This window comes from Nonomuraea deserti (genome assembly GCF_004348685.1).
Classification (GTDB): Bacteria; Actinomycetota; Actinomycetes; order Streptosporangiales; family Streptosporangiaceae; genus Nonomuraea; species Nonomuraea deserti.
In genome coordinates this window covers 1-16663 of the sequence record NZ_SMKO01000078.1, presented here as the reverse complement: position 1 = coordinate 16663, position 16663 = coordinate 1, and the positions used below count along the sequence as shown (strand labels likewise).

General features: G+C 71.9%; 16 protein-coding genes and 1 pseudogene. 8 read left to right on the top strand and 9 right to left on the bottom strand.

The window, feature by feature from the left end; translation table 11 throughout:
• Positions 1–24: 24 nt before the first annotated feature.
• The gene (locus E1292_RS26095) at positions 25–942 is read right to left on the bottom strand and encodes an LLM class F420-dependent oxidoreductase (RefSeq protein ID WP_132597845.1); all 918 of its coding nucleotides are present in this window, start codon (positions 940–942) and stop codon (positions 25–27) included.
• A gap of 119 nt (positions 943–1061) precedes the next feature.
• Here E1292_RS26095 and E1292_RS26090 point away from each other — a divergent pair, with 119 nt between their 5' ends.
• From E1292_RS26090 to E1292_RS26075, 4 genes are read left to right on the top strand one after another with little or no spacing between them, the layout of a single operon-like run.
• Positions 1062–2051, top strand: coding sequence for a glycoside hydrolase family 18 protein (locus tag E1292_RS26090; RefSeq protein WP_132597844.1), 990 nt, complete (start codon positions 1062–1064; stop codon positions 2049–2051).
• Between the two features lie 51 nt (positions 2052–2102).
• A complete protein-coding gene (locus tag E1292_RS26085; protein WP_132597843.1) occupies positions 2103–3218 on the top strand; it encodes a sensor histidine kinase in 1116 nt (371 codons plus the stop codon).
• Positions 3215–4321 (top strand): sensor histidine kinase, encoded by a 1107-nt coding sequence (locus E1292_RS26080; RefSeq protein WP_165974743.1) that lies wholly within the window; start codon positions 3215–3217, stop codon positions 4319–4321. The genes E1292_RS26085 and E1292_RS26080 overlap by 4 nt, the downstream gene beginning before the upstream one ends.
• Before the next feature lie 34 nt (positions 4322–4355).
• Positions 4356–4955: a response regulator transcription factor gene (locus E1292_RS26075; protein WP_132597841.1), complete on the top strand. Its 600-nt coding sequence runs from the start codon at positions 4356–4358 to the stop codon at positions 4953–4955.
• 123 nt (positions 4956–5078) lie between these two features.
• Here the strand turns inward: E1292_RS26075 and E1292_RS26070 are convergent, their stop codons facing one another.
• Positions 5079–6329: a class I SAM-dependent RNA methyltransferase gene (locus tag E1292_RS26070; RefSeq protein WP_132597840.1), complete on the bottom strand. Its 1251-nt coding sequence runs from the start codon at positions 6327–6329 to the stop codon at positions 5079–5081.
• An 89-nt stretch (positions 6330–6418) separates the two neighbouring features.
• Here E1292_RS26070 and E1292_RS26065 point away from each other — a divergent pair, with 89 nt between their 5' ends.
• Positions 6419–8056, top strand: a complete 1638-nt coding sequence (locus tag E1292_RS26065) for an alpha/beta hydrolase (RefSeq protein WP_246090338.1) — start codon at positions 6419–6421, stop codon at positions 8054–8056.
• Here E1292_RS26065 and E1292_RS26060 read toward each other — a convergent pair.
• On the bottom strand, positions 8043–10085 hold the full coding sequence (locus E1292_RS26060; protein ID WP_132597838.1) for an APC family permease: 2043 nt from the start codon (positions 10083–10085) through the stop codon (positions 8043–8045). The genes E1292_RS26065 and E1292_RS26060 overlap by 14 nt on opposite strands.
• Before the next feature lie 102 nt (positions 10086–10187).
• Between E1292_RS26060 and E1292_RS26055 the strand changes: the two genes are divergently transcribed.
• Positions 10188–10853, top strand: coding sequence for a potassium channel family protein (locus E1292_RS26055; protein WP_132597837.1), 666 nt, complete (start codon positions 10188–10190; stop codon positions 10851–10853).
• Entirely contained in the window at positions 10853–11512 is a 660-nt protein-coding gene (locus tag E1292_RS26050) for a potassium channel family protein (protein WP_132332330.1), read from the top strand. The genes E1292_RS26055 and E1292_RS26050 overlap by 1 nt, the downstream gene beginning before the upstream one ends.
• Before the next feature lie 52 nt (positions 11513–11564).
• On the opposite strand, the gene E1292_RS26045 is transcribed toward E1292_RS26050, so the two are convergent.
• The gene (locus E1292_RS26045; RefSeq protein WP_132597836.1) at positions 11565–11792 is read right to left on the bottom strand and encodes a hypothetical protein; all 228 of its coding nucleotides are present in this window, start codon (positions 11790–11792) and stop codon (positions 11565–11567) included.
• A 153-nt stretch (positions 11793–11945) separates the two neighbouring features.
• On the opposite strand from E1292_RS26045, the gene E1292_RS26040 reads away from it, so the two are divergent.
• Positions 11946–13676 carry an HAD-IIB family hydrolase gene (locus E1292_RS26040; RefSeq protein ID WP_132597835.1) on the top strand — a complete coding sequence of 577 codons (1731 nt, stop codon included), beginning with the start codon at positions 11946–11948 and terminating at the stop codon, positions 13674–13676.
• Between the two features lie 65 nt (positions 13677–13741).
• Here the strand turns inward: E1292_RS26040 and E1292_RS26035 are convergent, their stop codons facing one another.
• The 5 genes and pseudogenes from E1292_RS26035 to E1292_RS52835 form a co-directional block, all read right to left on the bottom strand.
• Positions 13742–14410, bottom strand: a complete 669-nt coding sequence (locus E1292_RS26035) for a DUF3159 domain-containing protein (RefSeq protein ID WP_246090337.1) — start codon at positions 14408–14410, stop codon at positions 13742–13744.
• A 4-nt stretch (positions 14411–14414) separates the two neighbouring features.
• On the bottom strand, positions 14415–14621 hold the full coding sequence (locus E1292_RS56145) for an OB-fold nucleic acid binding domain-containing protein (protein WP_225289212.1): 207 nt from the start codon (positions 14619–14621) through the stop codon (positions 14415–14417).
• 209 nt (positions 14622–14830) lie between these two features.
• Positions 14831–15469: a DUF3710 domain-containing protein gene (locus tag E1292_RS26025; protein ID WP_132597833.1), complete on the bottom strand. Its 639-nt coding sequence runs from the start codon at positions 15467–15469 to the stop codon at positions 14831–14833.
• A 74-nt stretch (positions 15470–15543) separates the two neighbouring features.
• Positions 15544–15996, bottom strand: coding sequence for a dUTP diphosphatase (gene dut, locus E1292_RS26020; RefSeq protein ID WP_132597832.1), 453 nt, complete (start codon positions 15994–15996; stop codon positions 15544–15546).
• A gap of 354 nt (positions 15997–16350) precedes the next feature.
• A pseudogene (locus E1292_RS52835) lies at positions 16351–16663 on the bottom strand (hypothetical protein); the annotation flags it as partial.

Sequence of the window (16663 nt, the reverse complement as noted above, 5' to 3'; positions counted from 1 at the left end):
ACCACGCGAAGCGCCGCCAATCGATTACGCCACGTGCGGAAGCACCTCGGCGGCGATCAGCTCCAGGTGTTCCAGGTCGGCCAGGTCGAGGATCTGCAGGTAAACATGTTCCGCGCCGAGCTCGGCGAGCTTGGCGATCTTCTCGGCCACCTCTGCGGGGGTGCCGGCCAGGCCGTGCTCGCGCAGGGTGTCGGGGTTCTCGCCGATGGCCGCCGCACGACGCTCGACCTCCGCCCGGTCGGCTCCCACGACCGTGGTGTGCGCCGTCGACAGCAGCACGGTGCGCCCGGTGCTCTCGCACGCCGCACGCACCCGGTCGAAGGCCTCCTTGGTCTCCGACAGCGTACGGAACGGCACGTTGTACTCGTCCGCGTACGTCGCCGCCAGCCGGGGCGTGCGCTTGGTGCCGAACCCGCCGATGATCACCGGCGGCCTGGGCCGCTGGACGGGCTTGGGCAGGGCGGGCGAGTCGGCGAGCCGGTAGTAGCTGCCCTCGAAGGAGTAGCCCTTCTCCGCCGTCCACAGGCCCGTGATGATCTCGAGCTGCTCCTCGAAGCGCGCGAAACGCTCGCCCGTCGGCGGGAACGGGATGCCGTACGCGGCGTGCTCGCCGTCGTACCAGCCGGTGCCGAAGCCCAGCTCGGCCCGGCCCCCGCTCATCTGGTCGACCTGGGCCACACTGATCGCCAGCGGCCCCGGCAGCCGGAACGTGGCCGGGCTCACCAGCGTGCCCAGCCGGATCCTCGAGGTCTCCCTGGCCAGGCCGGCAAGCGTGATCCACGCGTCGGTCGAGCCTGGACCCGGGTCGCCGGGGCCGATGCGCTGGTAGTGGTCAGACCGGAAGAAAGCGTCGAAACCAAGGCGTTCGGTGGCCTTTGCGACGTTGAGCAGGTCGTCATATGTCGCGCCCTGCTGGGGCTCGGTGAAGATCCGCAGCTTCATGCCCACATTATCCGCACACAACGGACGCGAATCTGAAAAGGGCCGCGCCGTGCCGCCCGTGGTTGGTAGCGTGCACCCGCCAGCGCTGTACGTAGCCGACCGAACACACGGGGTGGCCTATGCCGCGGCACACCAGGGAGCCCGGCCTGCTCCCGCGTCCTCTGGCGATCCTGGGGGCGCTCGCGCTCGTCGCGGGCACCGGCGCCGCGATCCGCCTGCTCCCAGCGGACGGCGCGCCTCCGCCGGCTGCGCCGCCACCGGTCGCGCGGCCGTCGCCGTCGCTCTCGCCCGTGGTCTCCGAGGAGCCGCCGCCGACGACGTACGTGACCTTCGTCGACACCGCCGGCGAGCCCGAGTTCGACCTTCCCGCGCTGTCCCGCCGCACCGGCGTCCGGCAGTACGCGCTCGGCCACCTCGTCGCGGGGGGCGAGGGCTGCGTGCCGACGTGGACGGGCTCCCCCGCTCCCGGCAAGCCGATCGGCCGGCTCAGGGCGCTGGGCGGCGACGCCGTGCTCGTGTTCGGCGGGCCGGGCGGGCGCGAGCTGGCCACGACGTGCACCCGGCCCGGCGCGCTCGCCACCGCCTACCGCAGGATCGTCGGAACGTACGACGCCGCCGCCGTCGACTTCGAGGTCCGCGACAGCGCCGACAAGGCCGCCGTGCTGCGCAGGGCGCGCGCCATCCACACCCTGCAGCAGGAGCGCGACCTGCGCGTGAGCTTCACCCTGCCGCTGAGGCCCGGAGGGCTGAGCCCGGCCGACGCGGCGATGTTGCGGACCACCCGCCGGGCGGGCGCGGACATCGGGACCGTCAACCTGCTGGCCGCTCTCGGGCGGAGCACGGCGCACCGCATCCGGCTGGGCAGGGTGGCGACGGCCGTGCGAGCGGCCCGCGTCCAGATCGCGCGGGCGCAGGACCTGGACGATCCCCGCGAGGCGTGGGAGCGCATCGCGCTGACCCCGGTGCTGGCCGGCGGCTCCGATCTGGGCGCGTCGGACGCGCGTACGCTGGCCGCTTACGCCACCCGCCACCGGCTGGCCTGGTTGTCGCTGCGCGGAGCGGAGCCACCGCAGGGCGTCTCACGGATTCTCTGGCGGGCGCTGTCCTGAATATAGGATTCCGGGGAGCGGTGAGGTCTTTGTCAGTAAGGGGAGGGCGTGATGGCGGCACGTCCCGACACGGCCAGACAGCTCCTCCTCTATTGGATGGACGCCGTGATGGCCCTCATGGCCGTGATGTTCGGCGCGATCACCGTCGTGGAGACGGCGGCCGGCACGATCTCCGTCCTCCGCGGGGCGGCCATCCTCGCGTGCCTGCTCGGCTTCTTCGGGCTCTACCCCCTCCTCCTCAGGCAGTCCTTCGACCACCGGCCGGGGCCCACGCCGAAACTGGCGCTCGCGGCGGTGTTCGCGGCGGGCATGCTGCTGCTCATGCCGCACAGCGGCAGCATCACCGGCCTGCGCTGGGAGAGCGTCACCCTGTGGTTGTCGGCCGCCGCCCTCTATCTGCCGCTGTGGGCGACGGTCTGCCTGGCCACGGTCACCGTCGCCCTGACCACCGCGTTCGTCGTCCACATGACCGGCCAGGCGTGGCAGGGCGTCCTGCTCGGCGAGTCGGCCGTGGCCGTCTTCATGATCGGAGCCATGCTGCTGTGGCGCTGGCTCTGGTGGATGATCAGGGACGCGCACAAGAGCCGGGAGGCGAAGGCCAGCCTGGCCGTCGCGGAAGAACGGCTGCGCTTCGCACGTGACCTGCACGATCTGCTCGGCCACAGCCTCGCGGTGATCACGCTGAAGAGCGAGCTGGCCGCCAAGCTGGCCACCAAGGACGCCGCGAGGGCGGCCGCCGAGATGGCCGCCGTACGCGAGCTGGCCGGCGAGTCGCTGGCCGAGGTGCAGCAGGCCGTGCACGGTTACCAAATGCTCGACCTGGACGAGGAGCTCGCCGGCGTACGCGTGGCGCTGGAGGCCACGGGCGCCCGCTGCGTGATCGAGGCCAGGGCCGACGGGCTGGCGCCGGAGGCCAGGACGCTGCTGGCGTGGGCGGTGCGCGAGGGCGGCACCAACGTGCTCAAGCACAGCAGGGCCACCCGCTGCGCCATCACGATCGACGGGGGCGTGCTCGAGATGGTCAACGACGGCGTGAACGGGCGCCCGGGCACGCCCGGGAACGGCCTGCGCGGGCTGTCGGAGCGGCTGGTCGCGGCGGGCGGCTCGTTCTCCGCGGCGCCCACCAGGTCGGGCGAGTTCCTGCTGCGCGCGGCGGTGCCGTCGTGAGCGTGATCTCCCGCGTGCGGAACGCGACGAAGTTCGACAAGGCCCGCTGGGTGATCATCTGCTCCTCCGACACGCTCCTGATCGTGGCCGCCCTCGGCTTCGTCCAGCTGTACGTCGGATGGCAGGAGGGCTGGCCCTGGCCGCTGGCCGTGACCGCCGCCGGGCTGCTGCTGGTCTTCATCGTGCTGAGCCTGCGGCCGTTCAGGATCGCCACCAGGGGCGGGAAGCGGCCCACAGCCATCCTCGCGGTCACCGGGGTGATCGTCCTGCTCCTGTCGGTCGTCCCCGTCTTCTGGGCGATCGCGACGTGGCTGGGGCTGGTCGCCGCGTTCGCCCGCAAGACGACCGTCATCGCCCTGTCCGTCGCGTCGATCGTGGCAGTCAACCTGTACGTGACGCTGGCCAACTCCTTCCTCCCCGAGCTGGCGCTCGTCCAGGTGCTGATAACCGCCCTCACGGTCGGCGGGACGTGGGCCAACCTGCGGCTCTGGCACCTGACCAAGGAGGCGCACGAAGGGCAGGAGGCGCTGTCCAGGCTGGCGGTGTCGGAAGAGCGGCTGCGCTTCGCCCGCGACCTCAACGACCTGCTGGGCCAGAGCCTCACCGACATCGCGGCCAGGACCTCCCACGCCGAGCAGACCCTGCGCTCCGGGCAGGAGGCGGCCGCGGCCGAGATGTTCGAGGTGCGCGACCTGGCCAGGCAGTCGCTGCGCGAGGTGCGCAACGTCGTCCAGAACTACCGGGCGATCGACCTGGACGAGGTCCTCGCCAGCGTGCGGGCGGTGCTGGAGGCGGCGGACGTACGCTGCACCGTGCGCGCCGAGATCTCCTCGCTGTCGCCCGAGACGCGCACGCTGCTGGCCACGGTCGTGCGCGAGGGCGCGACGAACGTGCTCAAGCACAGCAAGGCCGAACGCTGCACGATCACGATCCAGGACGGAGTGCTGGAGATGTCCAACGACGGGGTGAACGGGCCGGTGGGCGAGCACGCGCCGAACGGCCTGGCAGGGCTGGCCCAGCGCGTGCGCGCGGCGGGCGGCACCCTGGAGGCCGAGCCGACCCGCGAGGGCCGCTACGTCCTGCGCGCGGCGGTGCCCGCATGACCGCGCGCGTGCCGTGCACGAGGAGGACGCCCGCATGACCACCCGCGTGCTGCTCGCCGACGACGAGCACCTCGTCAGGGGCGCCATCGCGGCCCTGCTCGACCTGGAGGACGGCATCGAGGTCGTGGCCCAGGTGGGCCGGGGCGACGAGATCCTGCCCGCGGTGGCCGAGCACCGGCCCGATGTGGCCGTCCTCGACATCGAGATGCCGGGCATGGACGGCCTCAGCGCCGCCGAGCAGATCAGCTCCCAGTGCAAGATCGTCATCCTGACCAGCCTGGGCCGTCCCGGCTACCTGCGCAGGGCCATGGCGGCGGGCGTGAGCGGCTTTCTCGGTAAGGACGCCTCGGCGGAGGAGCTGGCGATGGCCATCCGCAAGGTCCAGGCGGGCGGGCGCTACCTCGACGCCGAGCTGGCCGCCGCGGCGATGGCGGCCGGCGACAGCCCGCTGACCGAGCGCGAGCGCGACGCGCTCCGCCTGGCGGGCGACGGGGCCACGATCTCCAGGATCGCGGGAGAGCTGCACCTGACCGAGGGCACCGTACGCAACTACCTGTCCAGTGCCATGACCAAGCTCAACGCGCAGAACCGCCTGGAGGCGATCCGCACGGCGCAGCGCATGGGCTGGCTCTGAGCTCCGCACGCTGAGGCGTCCGGCACGCCCGCCACGGCACCGCCCGGCCCGCGCGGGACCACCCGGCCCGCACACGACCATCCGGCCCGCACACGACCATCCGGCCTGCCCAGGCCACCCGGCCTACGCCCGGACGAGCAGCGCGACGCACTCCACGTGATGGGTCATCGGGAACGCGTCGAACGCCCGCAGCTCCGACAGGGTGTAGCCGCGCTCCGCCAGCCAGGCCAGGTCGCGGGCGAGGGTGGCCGGGTCGCACGACACGTACACGATCCGCAGGGCGTCCAGGGACGCGATGCGCGTCACCACCTCGCGCCCCAGCCCCGCTCTCGGCGGGTCGACCACGACGAGGTCGGCCCGCTCGATCTGGAACCGGTCGAGGGCGTCCTCGACGCGCCCCCGCTCCACCCGCGCCTGCGGCAGGTCGCGGAGGTTGGCGCGGGCGTCACGGACCGCGGACTCCTCCGACTCGACGCCGAACACCGCTCCCTCGGGCCCCACGGCCTCCGCCAGGCCGGCCGCGAACAGGCCCACGCCGCAGTAGAGGTCGAGCGCCCACTCCCCCGGTTCGGGCGCGGCGTACGCCAGCACCGCGTCCAGCAGCGTCTCGGCGGCCCCGGGGTGCACCTGCCAGAAGCCGCTGCCCGCCACCCGGAACCGGCGCTCGCCCACCTGCTCGTGCAGCACGCCCGAGCCGCGCCGCGGCACCGTGCGGCCCTTGCCCTGGTCGAGCAGGACGGAGGCGGGCGCTTCGAGGTCGGGCACCGTGACGCTGCGCCGGGGCCTGGGCGTGACGACCACGGCCCGGTCGCCGCCGGACGAGGTGATGACCTCGATGCTCGACGCGCCGGGCCAGGTGTGCTCCTCGGCGGCGACCGCCTCGACCTCGGGGTGGGCGATCAGGCAGGCGTCGACGACCTCGATCTCGTGGGAGCGGTGGCGGCGGAAGCCCAGCTCGCCGGAGGGCAGCGCGGCGAACTGCACCCGCGTGCGCCAGCCGAGACCGTCTTTGGCCCCCGGCACCTCCTCGACCACGACCTCACGCCGGATGCCCGCCAGCCGCTGCAGCTGCTCGGTCACGACCTGCGCCTTGAGCCGCCGCTGCGCCTCGGGCGTGGCGTGCTGCCAGTCGCAGCCGCCGCAGCGCCCCGGTCCGGCGTAGGGGCAGGGCGGGACGACACGATCGGGCGACGGCTCGAGGATCTCCACGGCGTCGGCCCTCAGGAACCGGGTGGTCTCCTCGGTGACGTCGGCGATCACCCGCTCGCCGGGCAGGGCGTGGCGGACGAAGACCACGCGCCCTTCGTGGCGTGCCACGCACCAGCCGCCATGGGCGACCGGACCTACCGTCAGCTCGAGAGATGCCTGTTCCACACCGACACCCTATGTGCGCGGGCGCGGCGGCCTGTCACGGGCGGGGGGCGCCGCCGTCCGCTACGGGCGGGCCGTTACCCTAGGTGATCGTGAACGAGGGGCGGGTGGTACGTCGGCGGCTCGGGTTCGGGGGGACGCTGCTGGCCGTGCTGTTCGCCTGCGCCTCGCTGACGCCGTCGCTGCTGCCCCGCACGTGGCTCTACCAGGGGGTCATGGGCGCCGTCACCGGGGTCATCGGCTATGCGGCGGGCGCGGCGCTGGGCGCGCTGGGGCGGTCGGTGATCAGCTACCGTCCGTCCGAGCGGGCACGGTGGATCGCCTGGCAGGTCCTGATCGCGGGCTGCGCGGCGGTGGGGGCGATCACGCTCTGGTACAGCTACGACTGGCAGCGCGACCTGCGGGAACTCATGGGCATGGACACCCGGATCAGCTGGTTCCCGCCGGTGATCCTCGCCGTGGCCCTCAGCCTGTTCGCCGTGATCCTGTTCCTGAGCAGGCTGGTACGCCTGGGCGGCCGCAGGCTGATCGGCTGGCTGGACCGGTTCTTGCCGTCGTACGCGGGGCACGCCATCGGTGTGCTCGTCATCGCCGTCCTGGTGGGGGTGCTGGCCAACGACGTGTTGTTCTCCGGGTTCGTGGCCAGGGTGAGCGACGTCTCGTCGGTCGCCAACAAGGGCACCAACCCGGGCGTGCGCCGGCCCGAGTCGCGTTCCCTGTCGGGCGGTCCCGGCTCGCTGGTGAGCTGGGATTCCCTGGGCAGGGAAGGCCGTAGCTTCGCCGGCAGCGCCGTCACCCCCGCCCTGCTGACCGCCTTCTCCGGCCGTCCGGCCGCCGAGCCGGTCAGGGTGTACGTCGGCCTCGACGCCGCGGCCACACCCGAGGCGCAGGCGGAGCTGGCCGTGCGCGAGCTGGAGCGCACCGGCGCGTTCGACCGGCCGATCATCGCCGTGCTCGGCACCACCGGCACCGGCTGGGTGGACGAGCACATCGCCGACGCGCTCGAGTACATGTACAACGGCCGCTCCGCCATGGTCGCGGTGCAGTACTCCTACCTGCCGAGCTGGGTGTCGTTCCTGGTCGACAGGGGCAGGGCGGCGGCCGCGGGCAAGGCGTTGTTCGAGGCGGTGCACGCCCGGCTGGCCCTGCTGCCGCCCGATGACCGGCCGCGGCTGGTGTTGTCGGGGGAGAGCCTGGGCTCGTACGAGCTGGAGCGGGCGTTCGGCGACCTGGACGACATGGTGGCCAGGACGGACGGCGCGTTGTTCGTCGGGCCGCCGAACGCCGACCCGATCTGGCGGCGGCTCACCGAGGGCCGCGAGCCGGGCAGCCCTGTGTGGCGGCCGGTCTACGAAGGCGGCAGGACGGCCAGGTTCGCCCAGCGCCCCGCCGACCTGAGCCGCCCGCCCGGCCCGTGGCTGCACCCGCGGGTGGTCTACCTGCAGAACGCCTCCGACCCGGTGGTGTGGTGGACGCCGGAGCTGATCTACCGCAGGCCGGCCTGGCTGGAGGAACCGCGGGCGCCGGGCATGAACCCGCAGATGAACTGGTTCCCGCTGGTGACGTTCTGGCAGGTGCTGGTGGACATGACGGCCGCGCTGTCGGTGCCGCCCGGTCACGGGCACCGGTACAACTCCGACATCGTGGACGGGTGGGCCGCCGTGGCCCCGCCGCCGGGTTGGAGCGCGGACGACACCGGCAGGCTGCGCGAGCTGATCAGCGGGAACTGACCCGCCCCTCGTCGTCGCTCTGCTGCGCCGGACGCCGCACCGCGCCGGGCGCGAACGGCTCGGGCCTGCCCTTGAGCCGGTCGGAGGAGTGCAGCTGCCAGGGCACGCTGGTCACCATGACTCCCGGCTTGAACAGCAGGCGCGCCTTCAGCCGGAGCGCGCTCTGGTTGTGCAGCAGGTGCTCCCACCAGTGGCCGACCACGTATTCGGGGATGAACACGGTCACCACGTCGCGCGGCGAGCGCCTGCGCAGCGTCTTGACGTAGTCGAGGATGGGCTGCGTGATCTCGCGGTAGGGCGAGTCGAGCATCTTGAGCGGCACCGGGATGCCCAGGCGCTCCCACTCCTCCTGCAGCCTGCGCGCCTCCTCCCCCTCGACGCCCACGGTGACGGCCTCCAGCGTGGACGGCCGGGTGACGCGGGCGTACGCGAGGGCGCGCATGGTCGGCTTGTGGATCTTCGAGACCAGCACGATCGCGTGGTTGCGCGCGGGCAGCATGGCCGGCTCGTAGTCCTCGGTGATCTCCAGCTCGGCCGCCACGTTGTCGTAGTGGCGCCTGATGCCTTTCATCGTGAGGAACAGGATCGGCATCACGATCACCACGATCCACGCCCCGACCAGGAACTTCGTCAGCAGCACGACGATGAGCACCAGCCCTGTCATGATCGCCCCGAAGGAGTTGATCGCGCGGGAGCGGTGCATCTGGTGCCGGATCCTGGGCTCGGTCTCAATCTTCAGATGGCGGGTCCAGTGGATGACCATGCCGGTCTGGCTCAGCGTGAACGAGACGAAGACCCCGACGATGTAGAGGTTGAGCAGGCGGCTGACGTCCGCGTCGAACCCCCAGAGGAGCAGGCACGCGCCGAGCGCCAGGATGACGATGCCGTTGGAGAAGGCCAGCCGGTCACCGCGGGTGTGCAGCTGGCGCGGCAGGTAGCGGTCCTGCGCCAGGATGGAGCCGAGCACGGGGAAGCCGTTGAAGGCCGTGTTGGCGGCAAGGAAGAGGATCAGCGCCGTCACCGCCGAGACGACGACGAACGGCATCGACCCGCCCCCGAACACCGCGTCGGCCACCTGGGAGATGATCGGCTGCTGGTAGTAGTCGGGGCCGACGGGCGTGCCGTCCGGCCTGAGCAGGTCCTCGGCGACCACCGACGGCTCGGCCACCTTCACCCCTGACGCCAGGCCGAGGGCGATGATGCCGCCGAACATGCTGATCGCCACCAGTCCCATCATCAGCAGCGTGGTGGCGGCGTTCTTGCTCTTGGGCTTCCTGAACGCGGGCACGCCGTTGCTGATGGCCTCGACGCCCGTCAGGGCGGCGCAGCCGGAGGAGAACGCGCGCAGGATCAGGAACGCCGCGGCGAAGGCCGTGAGGTCGGTCTGCTCGGGCTTGATGGTGAAGTGGGCGCTGGGCGCCTGGATCTGCTCGCCCAGGACCAGCAGCCGGAACCCGCCCCAGGCGATCAGTCCCAGGACGGCGACCATGAACGCGTACGTCGGGACGGCGAACGCGGCGCCCGACTCGCGGATCCCGCGCAGGTTCACCACGGTCAGCAGGATGACGATGGCGACGGCGACGGCGGTCTTGTGCTGGCCCACGAACGGGATGGTGGCGCCGACGTAGTCGACGCCGTTGGCGACCGACACGGCGACGGTCAGCACGTAGTCGACCATGAGAGCGCTGGCCACGGTGAGCCCCGCGTTGCGGCCGAGGTTGGTGGTCGCGATCTCGTAGTCGCCGCCGCCGCTGGGGTAGGCGTGCACGTTCTGCCGGTACGACGCCACGACCGTGAGCATCACGACCACGACGGCGAGCGCCACCCACGGGCTGTAGGCGTAGAAGGAGGCGCCCGCCAGCGAGAGGATGACGAGGATCTCCTGGGGCGCGTACGCCACGGACGAGAGGGCGTCACTCGCGAAGACAGGCAGGGCGATGCGTTTTCGCAGGAGTTGCTCGTGGAGCTGCCCGCTACGCAAGGCACGCCCCACGAGCACGCGTTTGACGAGATCCGTCACCTTCGACACGTAACGAGATGCTAGTCCTCTGCCGGGGGGATCGAACGCGGCAGCCCCTATCGGGCCATACTGGTGTCGAGCAAGCTGCCGACCGCGAACATGCGGGGGGAAATGCATATTGTGATCATGGGATGTGGCCGGGTGGGTTCGACCCTCGCGCACATCCTCGAAGACGGCGGACATTCCGTCGCCATCATCGACCGCGACCCGCAGGCGTTCCGGCGGCTGCGGGCCGGGTTCCGCGGGCGGCGGGTGACGGGTGTGGGCTTCGATCGCGACGTGCTCACCGAGGCGGGCGTCGAGTCCGCCACCGCGTTCGTGGCCGTCTCCAGCGGCGACAACTCCAACATCATCTCCGCCCGCGTGGCGCGTGAGACGTTCGGCGTCGACAACGTGGTGGCCCGCATCTACGACCCCCGCCGGGCCGAGGTCTACCAGCGGCTGGGCATCCCGACGGTGGCGACCGTGCGCTGGACCGCCGACCAGATCATGCGCCGCATCCTCCCCGAGGGCGCCGAGCCGCTCTGGCGCGACCCCACCGGCACCGTCGTGCTGTCCGAGGCGGCCGCGCACCCGGCCTGGATCGGCACGCGCGTCGTCGAGCTCGAGGAGCGGGCGCGGGCACGCATCGCCTTCATCAACCGCATGGGCGAGGCCGTGACCATCGGGCCCGACACGGTGGTGCAGGAGGGCGACGGGCTGCACGTCATCGCCGCCGAGAGCGACATGGATCGGATCAACAAGGTGCTCGCCGCGGCACCGGAAGAGGACGACTGATGCGCGTCGCCATCGCCGGAGCGGGCGCCGTGGGCCGCTCCATCGCGGCCGAGCTTCTGGAGAACGGCCACGACGTGCTGCTCATCGACGTCGATCCCGCCGCCATCAAGATCGACAGCGTGCCCCGCGCGGAGTGGCTGCTCGCCGACGCCTGCGAGATCGCCTCCCTCGACGAGGCCGGGCTCAACAACTGCCATGTCGTGGTGGCCTCCACCGGCGACGACAAGGTCAACCTGGTGGTGTCGCTGCTGGCCAAGACCGAATACGGCGTGCCGCGCGTGGTCGCCCGTATCAACCACCCCAACAACGAGTGGCTGTTCAACGAGTCGTGGGGCGTCGACGTGGCCGTCTCGACCCCGCGCCTGCTGAGCGCGCTGGTGGAGGAGGCGGTGAGCGTCGGTGACCTGGTACGCCTGATGACGTTCCGCCAAGGGCAGGCCAACCTGGTCGAGCTCACCCTCGCCGACGACGCCCCCGTGGTGGGCCAGCGGGCCGGCTCGGTGCCGTGGCCCGTCGACGCCGCCCTGGTGGCGATCCTGCGCGAGGGGCGGGTGCTCGTCCCCACGGCGGACGATCCGCTGGAGGCGGGCGACGAGCTGCTCTTCGTGGCCAACCAGGAAGTGGAGCAGGAGCTGGCCCACCTGCTGTCGCAACACTGACGGAAGGCCCCTCGCGAGCGACGCGCGAGGGGGCCTGTCTCCGCGCCGCCCGTCAGGACTCCCAGACGAACTCGTGGATCTGGTCTGGGTCGTCCTCATCGGCGCAGAATCGGTGGGTGCGCGGTGACTGGTCTGGGATGTTGACGTCGATCTCGCTGCTGATGTCCTTCCCGCAGGTCAGGTTCTGCGGGTCGGTGTCGTCATCGGCGATGGCGGGCACGGCCGCGAGCAGCAGGGCCGCGGCGGTCAAGGTGAGGGCGGCGACAACGCTTCTGAGCATGATGGCTCCCGTACGGATGAGAGGGCAGTTCTGCCGGTTTTCTTACCCTGCGTAGCGAATCGTGTACTTAAGAGATACTTCCCGAGGTCTTTAACGTCGCAGACTTTCCCGCGCCCCGGCCGGATGTCCCGCGACGGCGGGTAGGGGGAGCCCATGCGCCACAACGTGCTGGCTTGTGACTACGACGAGACCCTGGCCCGCGGGGGCCACGTGACCGAGACGACGATCGAGGCGCTGGAGCGGCTCTCCCGCGCCGGCATCAAACTCGTGCTGGTCACCGGACGCGAGCTCGACGACCTGCTCTCCGTGTTCCCGCACCCCGGCCTGTTCGACCTGATCGTCGCCGAGAACGGCGGCCTGCTGTACGACCCGGGGCAGCGCACCTGCGACGCCCTCGCCACGCCCCCGCCCGCCGCGCTGGCCGACCGGCTGCGCAGCGAAGGGGTCAGCCCGCTGGGCGTGGGGCAGGTGGTCGTCGCCACGCGGGAGCCGCACGACGTACGCGTCCTGGGGGCCATCCGCGAGCTCGGGCTGGAGCTACAGGTGATCTACAACAAGGGCGCCGTCATGGTGCTGCCGCCGGGCGTGAACAAGGCGAGCGGCCTGGCCGCCGCCCTCGACCGGCTGTCGCTGTCGGCGCACAGCACGGTCGCGGTCGGCGACGGGGAGAACGACCACGCGTTCCTGGCCGCCGCCGAGTGCGGCGCCGCCGTCGCCAACGCGCTGCCCGCGCTCAGGGACTCGTGCGACCTGCGCCTGGCGGGCGAGGCCGGCGACGGGGTGGCCGAGCTGGCCGGGATGATGCTCTCGGGCGACCTGGACGCGGTGGAGGTGCCGCGCCGCCACGTCCTGCTCGGCCATCGCGACGGCGAGGAGGTGCGCCTGCGCCCGTACGGCTCCGGGCTCCTGGTGGCGGGCCCCTCGGGCAGCGGCAAGTCCACAGTGACGACGGCGCTGCTGGAGCGGCTCGTCGGCGACGGCTACCAGTGCGTGATCGTGGACCCGGAAGGCGACTACGCCGACTACCCGGGCATCACCGTGCTCGGCGACCCGGACCGGGTGCCCGGCGTGGAGGAGGTCACGCACGTGCTGGAGCAGCCGCGGCAGAGCGTCGTGGTCAACCTGATCGGCCTGCAGCTGCGCGACCGCCCCACGTACTTCGCCGAGCTGCTGCCCCGGCTGACCGGCGTGCGCGCCAAGCTCGGCCATCCGCACTGGGTGGTGGTCGACGAGGTCCACCACCTGCTGCCCGCCGAGGTGCGGCGCGTGCCGCTGGGCGAGGCCGCCGACCTCGGCTCGCTGCTGATGATCACCGTGCATCCCGAGGCGGTGAGCGCCGAGGCGCTGCGCCTGGTGACGACCACGATCGCGGTGGGCAAGGAACCGGAAAGCACGCTCGCCGCGTTCGCCGGCGCCCTCGGCCAGGAGGCGCCCTCACTCGACCCGGTCGCCGATGGCGACATCGCGCTGTGGCAGCGCGGGGACGAGACGGCCCAGCACCTCACCCTCACGCCCGCCACCGTCGAACGCACCCGGCACCGCCGCAAGTACGCGGCGGGCACCATGGCCAAGGACAAGAGCTTCTACTTCACCGGGCCCGGCGAGCGGCTGCGGCTGCGGGCGCGTAACCTGCACACCTTCGTCGAGCTGGCCGAGGGCGTGGACGACGACACCTGGCTGCACCACCTGCGCAGGGGCGACTACTCGCAGTGGATCCGCGACTGCCTCGGGGACGCCGGCCTCGCCGACGAAGTGGCGGAGCTGGAGCGGGCCGACGAGCCGGAGCCCGCGGAGAGCAGGCAGCGGGTGGCCGACCTCATCGGCGAGCGCTACACCCTCCCCGCCGAGCCCACCGCCTTCGACCCGGACCACGACGACCGCTGAGCTCCCCGCGCAAGGGTGCGCAAGGACGCGGAAGACGCGGAAGGGCGGGCGTCGCCACGGAACGGTCAGGCCGGCGCGGCCGGTTTGACCGGGGTGCGGCCGCGGCCGAGCACCCACAACATCGCGGCGAACGCGGCCACCTGGAGCGGCCAGCCCATCACGATCTTGGCGAACCCGAGCGCCGCCACCGCCTGGTCGCCGCCCCCGAACAGGTAGACGGGCCCCTGCACGGCCACCCGCACCGCGCACGGCAACATGAGCAGCCACGTCAGCCGGGTGCAGAGCCGCACGATGCCCTGGTCCTTATGCCAGGCCGTCGGATCACCCGTGACCGAGCCGATCAGGAACCCGACCACCGGCCAGCGCGTGACGATCGACACCAGCATGGCGAGCATGTAGGCGGCGTTCCAGAGGATGCCGGGCAGGAAATAGTCTTTCGCGTCGCCCGTGCGGCTGGCGAAGAACGCGCCGATCGCGATGCCGATCAAGCTGTTGATCACGAACTGTGGCGTGGACCGCTGCACGATCCTGACCGCCAGCAGCACGACCGCCAGGGCGACGCTGATGATCAACGACAGCTTCAGGTCTTCCGTGGTGATCCAGGACACCGTGAAGGCGATCGTGGGGACCGCCGCCTCGATGATGCCGCGCACGCCGCCGAAGGCCTTGGCGAGCTGGGCTCGCACCGCCGCCTCAACCGTGTCGTGGGCGACCTCTTCCGCCTCGGCACTCACTCGATCAACTCCCTGGGCGCAGCTCGTAACGCGGATTGAACATCACCTTGCGCCCGTCCTGCATGCTGACCAGGCCCTCGGCCTTGACCGTGCGGCCGGGCTCGATGCCCGCTATCTTGCGGCGGCCGAGCCAGACCAGGTCGATCACGTCTGACCCGTCGTAGAGCTCGGCCTCAAGCGCGGGAGCACCACCCCTCGGGCGCAGTGTCACTGTACGTAGCGTACCCGCCACGCAGAAGCGCCGGCGCCCGCCACACGAGGCGATGGGGGTGGCGCCGACCTCATCGACGTCTTCCCGCAGCTCCTGGGCCTCGATCTCGGACTGGGAAGATGCCAGCCGATCCAAGAACCCGCGCAATCCCCTGCGTTTTTGGGGCTCTGCCGTACTCATGATGGAGCCAGCCTATGTGATGTCAGCCGTCAGCGAATCTCACTGATCTCCGGCCCCCTCCTGAACGGGTTGAACCCCTGCTGCTCCTGCTGCTGCTCGGCTCCCGGCTCGTTGGGGCGGCGCAGCGGGATCGGCTCCTCGCGGGCCATCGGCTCGTCGCCCCGCACGACCACGACGTCCTTGATGAAGTCGATGTACGCCGTCGCGATCGTCTCGTCGAGGGCCGCCTTGCCGGAGATCACCGCGAGCAGGAACCAGCGCGGCCCGTCGATGCCGATGTAGCGGGCGGGCCTGGTGTTGCCGTCGGCCTTCATCTCGCCGGCCAGCTCGCTGCCGAACGGGCCCTCCTGCTCCTCCAGGTGCTTGGCCTGGGCCAGGATCTTGGCCTTGATCTCCTCCCACAACCCCGAGCTGCGCGGCGCGGCCAGGGCCTGGAGTTGCAGCGAGCTGTCTTCGTACAGGGCCACGACGCCGACATGCTGGTCGCCGACCGACGCCAGCCGTACGTCGAAGTCGGGATTGTGCGGCAGCCGCAGGCCGCCGAGGTCGATCCTGTCGGTGTCGGGGTGGGGCTCGTCGGCGTCCCACGGGCCGGACTCTCGGGTGGGCGCGGCAGACTCCTGCTCAATCGCCTGTTCCGGCTGCTCACGACGACGACGTCGGAACACGTTCCTCACTCTCCTTGTTCACCGGGCCGCCTGGCGGCCCGCCATGTCGATGGGCCGCGGGCGCGGCCCGCCGGTCAGCGTCCTGTCGATCCGAATCCGTTGGCGCCGCGCACCGAACCGGGCAGGCGCTGGACCTCGTAGAAGGCGGCGCGCTCCACCCGCTGGACCACGAGCTGCGCCATCCGGTCGCCCCGCCGGAGGCGGAACGGCTCCTTGGCGTCGGTGTTGATCAGCGTGACCCTGATCTCGCCGCGGTATCCGGCGTCGACCGTGCCGGGCGCGTTGACCAGGGTGACACCGTGCCGGGATGCCAGCCCCGACCTCGGATGCACGAACGCGGCGTAGCCGTCGGGAAGGGCGATCGCCACTCCCGTGCCGACGACGGCCCGCTCGCCGGGCATCAGCTCGACGTCCTCGACCGCGTAGAGGTCGGCGCCCGCGTCACCGGGGTGGGCGTAGGACGGCATCGGCAGCTCGGCGTCGAGCCGCTGGATGAGGACCTCGGGGCCCGCACCTGCGTTGGTCAAGGGTTCACCTCGTAGTCGTGTTCGGCGGCGATGCCGGCCCGATCGCCGTGCTTGGCGAAGTGTTCCATGTTCACCTCGATGCGCGGGGCTGCCACGCGGACGGCGACCGCGCCGCCGGGGGCGCGTTTCGCCCCTCAGCCTCAAGGTACGCCTTCCGGCCCGCGATGCCGTTGCACCAGGCACGCAGGTGGAGTGTCGTGCCCACGGGAACGGGGAGGCGCGGGCCGCCCGGCTGATCGCGGCCGTGCCCGAAGCCGCGGTCGCAGCGGCTGCGCAGGGCGGTGCCCGGCGGCGGCGCCTCGGGGCGCGCCGACGGCGGGGCGGTCACGGAGGAACGCGTCACGGGTGACGAGGTTACTCGGTGTCAGCTGACCCGCCGTCCGTCTTCCCCCTCCCGCCGCCCGCCGGCCGGTCAACGGCGGCGTGCCCGCGCTCCTCGGCATCACCGGCCTGTTGACGCGGACCGGCGTCGTCCCCGCCTTGCTCGGGACCGTCGCCCCGCGGCCGGGCCGCGGTGCGGCCCTGTTGGCCGGCGGACTCGGAGCGCGTCTCCGTGCCGTCCGTGTGCTCATCGGCGTCGCCGTCCCTGGGCTGGGGGACGTCTCCGGCTTCCCCCGAGCCGGCGGCCGGGCGAGGGCCGGGGATGTCGCCGGGCGCGGGGGACCCC

What these genes read in the sequence shown, in the direction of transcription:
- E1292_RS26040 (WP_132597835.1), top strand. Translation starts at nt 11,946, where the DNA reads ATGCGCCACAACGTGCTGGCTTGTGACTACGACGAGACCCTGGCCCGC.
- E1292_RS26045 (WP_132597836.1), bottom strand. Translation starts at nt 11,792, where the DNA reads ATGCTCAGAAGCGTTGTCGCCGCCCTCACCTTGACCGCCGCGGCCCTG.
- E1292_RS26085 (WP_132597843.1), top strand. Translation starts at nt 2,103, where the DNA reads ATGGCGGCACGTCCCGACACGGCCAGACAGCTCCTCCTCTATTGGATG.
- E1292_RS26095 (WP_132597845.1), bottom strand. Translation starts at nt 942, where the DNA reads ATGAAGCTGCGGATCTTCACCGAGCCCCAGCAGGGCGCGACATATGAC.
- E1292_RS26075 (WP_132597841.1), top strand. Translation starts at nt 4,356, where the DNA reads ATGACCACCCGCGTGCTGCTCGCCGACGACGAGCACCTCGTCAGGGGC.
- E1292_RS26055 (WP_132597837.1), top strand. Translation starts at nt 10,188, where the DNA reads ATGCATATTGTGATCATGGGATGTGGCCGGGTGGGTTCGACCCTCGCG.
- E1292_RS26050 (WP_132332330.1), top strand. Translation starts at nt 10,853, where the DNA reads ATGCGCGTCGCCATCGCCGGAGCGGGCGCCGTGGGCCGCTCCATCGCG.
- E1292_RS26090 (WP_132597844.1), top strand. Translation starts at nt 1,062, where the DNA reads ATGCCGCGGCACACCAGGGAGCCCGGCCTGCTCCCGCGTCCTCTGGCG.